Source organism: Rhodococcus sp. (in: high G+C Gram-positive bacteria) (assembly GCF_049299235.1).
Lineage (GTDB): Bacteria > Actinomycetota > Actinomycetes > Mycobacteriales > Mycobacteriaceae > Rhodococcus.
Genome location: NZ_JBAQXC010000129.1, coordinates 1 through 6631, shown reverse-complemented (window position 1 = coordinate 6631; position 6631 = coordinate 1). Strand labels below are relative to the sequence as shown.

At 66.8% G+C, this 6631-nt stretch carries 7 protein-coding genes and 1 pseudogene; 6 read left to right on the top strand and 2 right to left on the bottom strand.

Annotated elements, in window-relative coordinates; genetic code table 11:
* Positions 1-634, bottom strand: a 634-nt coding sequence (locus WAX14_RS08005; protein WP_422627555.1) for a citrate synthase, incomplete at its 3' end; no start/stop codon positions are given.
* A gap of 212 nt (positions 635-846) precedes the next feature.
* Between WAX14_RS08005 and pdxH the strand changes: the two genes are divergently transcribed.
* The 6 genes and pseudogenes from pdxH (at position 847) to WAX14_RS07975 (ending at position 6143) form a co-directional block, all read left to right on the top strand.
* Positions 847-1500 (top strand): pyridoxamine 5'-phosphate oxidase, encoded by a 654-nt coding sequence (gene pdxH, locus WAX14_RS08000; protein ID WP_422627557.1) that lies wholly within the window; start codon positions 847-849, stop codon positions 1498-1500.
* Complete coding sequence (locus WAX14_RS07995; protein ID WP_422627554.1) at positions 1497-2753, top strand: MFS transporter; 1257 nt, start codon at positions 1497-1499, stop codon at positions 2751-2753. Before pdxH ends, WAX14_RS07995 begins: the two co-directional genes overlap by 4 nt.
* A 112-nt stretch (positions 2754-2865) precedes the next feature.
* Positions 2866-3792 (top strand): aldose 1-epimerase family protein, encoded by a 927-nt coding sequence (locus tag WAX14_RS07990; protein WP_422627553.1) that lies wholly within the window; start codon positions 2866-2868, stop codon positions 3790-3792.
* Positions 3793-4084: 292 nt separating this feature from the next.
* Positions 4085-5383, top strand: a complete 1299-nt coding sequence (locus WAX14_RS07985) for a citrate synthase (protein ID WP_422627552.1) — start codon at positions 4085-4087, stop codon at positions 5381-5383.
* Positions 5384-5420: 37 nt separating this feature from the next.
* Positions 5421-5768, top strand: a pseudogene (locus WAX14_RS07980) (FKBP-type peptidyl-prolyl cis-trans isomerase); the annotation flags it as partial.
* Positions 5769-5777: 9 nt separating this feature from the next.
* Entirely contained in the window at positions 5778-6143 is a 366-nt protein-coding gene (locus WAX14_RS07975; protein WP_422627556.1) for an FKBP-type peptidyl-prolyl cis-trans isomerase, read from the top strand.
* Between the two features lie 69 nt (positions 6144-6212).
* Here WAX14_RS07975 and WAX14_RS07970 read toward each other — a convergent pair whose 3' ends face one another.
* A complete protein-coding gene (locus tag WAX14_RS07970; protein ID WP_422627551.1) occupies positions 6213-6494 on the bottom strand; it encodes a hypothetical protein in 282 nt (93 codons plus the stop codon).
* Positions 6495-6631 lie beyond the last annotated feature (137 nt).

Sequence of the window (6631 nt, the reverse complement as noted above, 5' to 3'; positions counted from 1 at the left end):
GGCCGGACATGGCACCGACCGCGCCGGACAGCGCAGCCGCGGCGTCGGCGCCGGTGGAGGCGATGACCCGGGCAGTGAACGTGGAGGCGTTCATGCCGTGCTCGGCGGCCGAAACCCAGTACGCGTCGATCGCGGCGGTGTGCGCCGGATCCGGATCACCCTTCCAGCGCACCATGAAACGTTCGGTGACGGTCTTCGCCTCGTCGATCCGCTTCTGCGGTACCGCCGGCTGGTAGATGCCGCGCGCGGACTGCGCCACATACGACAACGCCATCACTGCAGCGCGCGCCAGATTGTCGCGGGCGGTCTCGTCGTCGATGTCGAGCAGCGGCTCGAACCCCCAGATCGGGGCGAGCATCGCCAGGCCGGCCTGGACGTCGACACGGACGTCGCCGGTGTGGATGGGCAGGGGGAACGGCTCGGCCGGATGCAGGCCGCGGCCGAACTTGCCGTCCACCAGCAGCGCCCACACGTCACCGAAGGTCACTCCCCGATCGACGAGGTCCTCGATATCGACACCGCGGTAGCGCAGCGCACCGCCGTCCTTGTCCGGTTCGGCGATGTCGCTGGTGAAAGCGACGACGCCTTCGAGTCCGGCAACGAAATCCTCGGGTACAGCCGCGCGCGATGCCATGGCGGTGGATTCTCCTTGTTTGCGTCAGCCCGGTCCGGGCCGCACTGCCTGTGGGGCAGGGCGCCGGAATGTGATGAGCGCCCACCCGATGTCGTCGAACAAGACTGTAGACCTCACTGCCCGAGATCGAACCTCGAGTCTCCGGAGTAGCGTTTGCGCCTGTGTTGTCAGATCCGCAGGACCACCCTCGGCAGCCCGGTGAACTCGCCGCGATGCGCGTCGACTACGTGAATGCCGATGCCGGAGGGGCCGCGTTCGCCGGAACCGACCTCGAGCCCGAACACCTCGCCGGCGGCTGGTTGCCGTTGCTTCGGCAGTGGCTCGCGGAGGCGGTCGCAGCGGAGGTGCCGGAACCGAATGCGATGGTGCTCGGAACCGTCGACGAACGGGGCCGCCCGGTGACCCGCACCGTTCTGTGCAAGGACATCGACGAGAACGGCGTCACCTTCTTCACCAACTACGACTCGAACAAGGGCCGTCAGCTCGCGGCGCTGCCGTACGCGTCGGTGACCTTCACGTGGCTTCCCGTGCACCTGCAGGTCACGGTCCGAGGGCCGGTCGCGCGGGTCTCCGACGAGGAGACCGACGCCTACTGGCATTCCCGGCCGCGGGGTTCGCGGCTCGGCGCGTGGGCGTCGCGGCAGTCGAGGCCGATCGAGTCGAGGGCCGCGCTGGAGCGGTCCATGATCGAGGTCGGGGAGCGGTACGGAATCGACCAGGACATTCCGGTTCCGCCGTTCTGGGGTGGGCTGCGGATCAGCCCGGAATCCGTCGAGTTCTGGCAGGGCCGTGCCAACCGGCTGCACAATCGGGTGCTGACCCGGCTCGTCGACGGGCAGTGGTGCACCGCGCGGCTTCAACCGTGAGCCGGTTCCTTGCCGACACCACCCCGCTGCGCAACCCCGACTATCGGCGGCTGTGGTGGGCGGGGGTCGTCACCACGATCGGGGCGCAGCTCAGCGTCGTCGCGGTGCCGCAGCAGATCTACGAGATCACCGGCAGTTCCGCCTATGTCGGCCTGACCGGTGTGTTCGGGTTGGTTCCGCTCGTCGTGTTCGGCCTGTGGGGCGGGGCGCTGGCCGATGTCATGGATCGGCGCCGATTGCTGACCGTCACCACGATCGGTCTCGGGGTCACCTCGCTGATGCTGTGGGCGCAGGCTGCCGCGGGACTGAACAACGTCTGGGTGCTTCTCGGCTTGTTCGCGCTGCAGCAAGCGTTCTTTGCGGTCAATCAGCCGACCAGGGCAGCGATCATTCCGCGGTTGCTCCCGGCCGGGCAGATCGCGGCGGCGACGTCGCTGAACATGACCGTCGTGCAGTTCGGCGCGATCGCCGGACCGTTGCTCGCCGGGGTTCTGATCCCGATGGTCGGGCTGGCCGTGATGTATCTGATCGACACGATCGCACTGCTCGCGACGTTGTGGGCGGTCGTGCGATTGCCGTCGATCCCGCCGCTCGGTGAGGTGACGAAGGCCGGGCTGCGCGCTGTGATCGACGGGTTCCGGTACCTGTCGACACAGAAAATTCTGCTCGCCTCGTTCGTTGTCGACATCGTCGCGATGGTCTTCGGTATGGCCCGCGCACTCTTCCCTCAGATCGCGCACGAGTCGTTCGGTGACCCGGCCACCGGCGGGTTCGCTCTCGGTCTGCTGTTCGCGGCGATGTCTGTCGGCGCGGTGCTCGGCGGGGTGTTCTCGGGGTGGCTGCCGCGGGTGCGACGTCAGGGCCTGGCGGTGATGGTGTGCATCGCACTGTGGGGTGTGGCGATGGTCGGCTTCGGCGCCACGGTCGCCGTGGCCGAACCCGGTGGCAGTGCGATGCTGCTGTGGGTTGCCTTGGCGTTTCTTGCATTCGGTGGTGCCGTCGACATGGTGTCGGCAGCGTTCCGCTCGACGATGCTGCAGACCGTCGCCACCGACGAGATGCGCGGCCGGCTGCAGGGCGTGTTCATCGTGGTTGTCGCCGGGGGACCGCGCATCGGCGATGTCGCGCACGGTATCGCCGCGGCGGCGGTCGGCACTGCGATCGCGGCCGCGGGTGGTGGTGTGCTCGTGATCATCGGCACGGTGGTGTGTGTGCTCGCGTTCCCGGCTTTCGTCCGGTTTCGGACGGCGTAGGCGGCGGAGCCGCCCGTGTGCCTCTTGGGACCCTCCGGGAGCCCAAAAGGCACACGGGCGGGGTCGCGCCGTTTCGGTGGTGTGGACCGCCGCAGCCGTGGACACTGTGGGCATGTCCGATCCGAGGGATTTCGGTATCGAGCGGGACGGGTACCGCGCGGAGGTGTCGAGTGCGGGCGGTGCGCTGCGTCTGCTCGAGCGCGACGCCCCCGACGGGCCTTACCGGCTGACGGAGAGTTGGCCGCTCGGGGAACGTCCACCGCTGTATTCCGGTGTTGTGCTCGCTCCGTGGCCCGGCAGGCTCCGGGACGGTCACTTCTTCTTCGACGGCATCGAGCACCAGCTTGCCCTGACCGATCCGCAGCACGGCGCCGCATTACACGGGTTCGTGTGGGCTGAAAACTGGGAGCTGTTGTCACACAGTGAGAGTCGTGTCGTCCAAGGGGTCGAGGTGGGACTGCACAAGGGTTGGCCGTACCAACTGCGGCTCACCGTCACCCACGAACTCGGGCCGGGCGGGCTGACGGTCACGCACACCACGACCAACATCGGCGGCTATCACGCGCCGTTCGGGCTGGGCGCGCACCCGTACGTGCGCGCGGGCGACAGCCCCCTCGACGAGTGCACCCTGCAGATCGCCGCCGGTACCCGACTGCCGATCGATCCGGAGCGGTCGCTGCCGAATGCATATTCGCAGCCCGTCGAGGACACCGACTACGACTTCACCGTGCCGCGGTCGCTGCGTGGGGTCACACTCGACACCCCGTTCAGTGCCTTCGACGAGGACGTCGACGGTCGGGTGCGGCACGATCTGCTCGGACCGGACGGGCGGGGCGCACGGTTGTGGACGGGACCGGGCTTCGGATGGCTGCATGCGTCGACCACCGCCCCCGATCCCGGCTATCCCGGCCGCGGACGGGCACTCGCCCTCGCGCCGTCGACCTGTCCACCGGATGCGTTCAACCTCGGTATCGACATCGTCGTTCTGCAGGCCGGCCAGACGTGGACCGGACAGTGGGGGCTGAGTGCACTGGTATGACCCGCGGGCTGCTGAGGTCGACTCTCGGACAGCCGCGCCGGGAGTGCCTCACCGGTGACGATCGGAAATTGTGATATTGAGGAATGTGGGGTGTTGTCGCAGGTGAGCGGCGATCACAGCCGTCGGAATGTGGCGTTGGCCGTGCGAGCCGAGGGTTTACCGTCACTGTGCAGGGGTAGCCGGTACGGGACTTTCGACCGACCCTCCCTGGGCGGCCGCTCCTGCCAGCGGCTAGGTTCTACGTGAATGTTCGGAATTTTTCTCGTAGGTCTGAGCTTGAGAGGGATCCTTCGTGCCCGCTGAGAATGACACACACTCCACCCTCAGCTACCCCGGTGGCGAGCACACGATGTCGATCGCCAAGGCGACGGAAGGCAATGACGGAATCGAGCTGGGCAAGCTCCTTTCTGCAACCGGGTACACCACCCTTGACCCCGGTTTCGTCAACACCGCCTCCACGAAGTCGGCGATCACATACATCGACGGTGAGAAGGGCATCCTGCGTTACCGCGGGTACCCGATCGAACAGCTCGCCGGGAAGTCGACGTTCATCGAGGTCAGCTACCTGCTGATCTACGGTGAGCTGCCGACGACGGCGCAGCTCGAGGTGTTCACCGACAAGATCCGCCGGCACACGCTGCTGCACGAGGATCTCAAGCGCTTCTTCGACGGCTTCCCGCGCAATGCGCACCCGATGCCGGTCGTCTCCAGCGCCGTCAACGCCCTGTCGGCGTACTACCAGGACGCCCTGGACCCGGACGATCCGGAACAGGTCGAGTTGTCGACGATCCGCCTCATGGCGAAGCTGCCGACGATCGCCGCCTACGCCTACAAGAAGTCCGTGGGCCAACCGTTCCTGTACCCGGACAATTCGCTGTCGCTGGTCGAGAACTTCCTGCGCATGACGTTCGGCTTCCCGGCCGAGCCGTACGAGATCGACCCCGAGGTCGCTCAGGCGCTCGACATGCTGCTGATCCTCCACGCGGACCACGAGCAGAACTGCTCCACGTCGACCGTGCGTCTCGTCGGGTCGTCCGACGCGAACCTGTTCACGTCGATCTCCGGTGGCATCAACGCGCTGTGGGGCCCCCTGCACGGCGGTGCGAATCAGGCCGTGCTCGAGATGCTCGACACGATCAAGAACTCCGGCGGTGACGTCACCGAGTTCGTCCGCAAGGTCAAGAACAAGGAAGACGGCGTGAAGCTCATGGGCTTCGGGCACCGCGTCTACCGCAACTACGATCCGCGTGCCGCGATCGTGAAGAAGACCGCCGACTCCATCCTCACCAAGCTCGGTGCCGGCGACGAACTGCTCGAGATCGCCATGAAGCTCGAGGAAGCCGCGCTCACCGACGACTACTTCATCGAGCGCAAGCTGTACCCGAACGTCGACTTCTACACCGGTCTCATCTACCGGGCGATGGGCTTCCCGGACCGCATGTTCACCGTGCTGTTCGCGCTGGGCCGTCTGCCCGGCTGGATCGCGCACTGGCGGGAAATGCACTCGGATCCGACCCTGAAGATCGGCCGTCCGCGCCAGATCTACACCGGATACACCGAACGCGACTACGCCGCCATCGACGCGCGCTGATTCGCGCCCGAACGTAACCTCGACGAGGAGGACACGCATGAGCAAGCCCGAGATCGAGTTCCAGGAGGGTCCCGCACCCACCGAACTCGTCATCAAGGACCTGGTGGTCGGCGACGGTGCCGAGGCCACGCCCGGCGCGAAGGTCGAGGTGCACTACGTCGGCGTCGAGTTCGACTCCGGCGAGGAGTTCGATTCGTCGTGGAACCGCGGGGAGTCCATCACGTTCCCGCTGGCCGGCCTGATCGCCGGATGGCAGGAGGGTATCCCCGGCATGAAAGTCGGCGGTCGTCGTCAGTTGACGATCCCGCCGGAGCTCGCCTACGGCCCGGCCGGTTCCGGCCACGAACTGTCCGGCAAGACACTGGTTTTCGTCATCGATCTGCTCGATGTGAAGGTGCCGCCCGCGGTTCCGGTCGTCGAGCCGGCCACCGGTCCGGCCCCGGCCGAACTGGTCGTCGAGGACGTCACCGTCGGTGACGGAGCCGAGGCGCAGCCCGGCGCGGTCGTCGACGTGCACTACCACGGCGTCGAATACGACACGAACAACGTGTTCGACTCGTCGTTCACGCGTGGCGAATCCGTGAAATTCCCTCTCGGGCGCCTGATCCCGGGTTGGCAGGAGGGTATCCCCGGCATGAAAGTCGGGGGTCGCCGCAAGCTCACGGTGCCGCCGGAACTCGCCTACGGTCCCGCCGGATCCGGCCATCCGCTCGGTGGTAAGACGTTGGTCTTCATCATCGACCTGCTGGGTACGAACTGACCGGAACGCCGTACTGACCGGAATGCCGTTGACGCCCCGCATCATTCGTGATGCGGGGCGTAGTCGTGTTCAGCGTTCCCGCACGAGCGTGACGGCAGCGATGTCGCCGCGACGGAATCCGTGACCGTCGGTGGTGTAGACCCACAGTCCGTCGTCGCAGCGCAATCCGTCGATGCGGGTGCCGGGGGACTTCTCGTCGATGCGGACGACATCGCCGCGGTTGTTCACGATCGCCACATCGCAGCGATTGTCGTTGTTGCGCCCCGACTCTGCGGTAGCGGTACCCGCCATCCCGAAAAGCGGCAGTGCGCTCAGTATCGTTGCGGCGATCAGTGTGCGGCTCTTCGACATTCGAACCTCCGGTGGCATCTCGGTGAGTGGATACCGATATCGTGCCCACCGTGGTCGCCGCCGCGAACCCACCCGAGGTGTGGGCGCGGCTCACCCCGCCGATCCGGCTCGACCCGCCGTTCCGGCAATGCGAACCG

Bases quoted from the DNA above. Each gene is read 5' to 3' on its own strand.
- WAX14_RS07970 (WP_422627551.1), bottom strand. From the start codon at position 6,494: ATGTCGAAGAGCCGCACACTGATCGCCGCAACGATACTGAGCGCACTG.
- WAX14_RS07990 (WP_422627553.1), top strand. From the start codon at position 2,866: ATGTCCGATCCGAGGGATTTCGGTATCGAGCGGGACGGGTACCGCGCG.
- pdxH (WP_422627557.1), top strand. From the start codon at position 847: ATGCGCGTCGACTACGTGAATGCCGATGCCGGAGGGGCCGCGTTCGCC.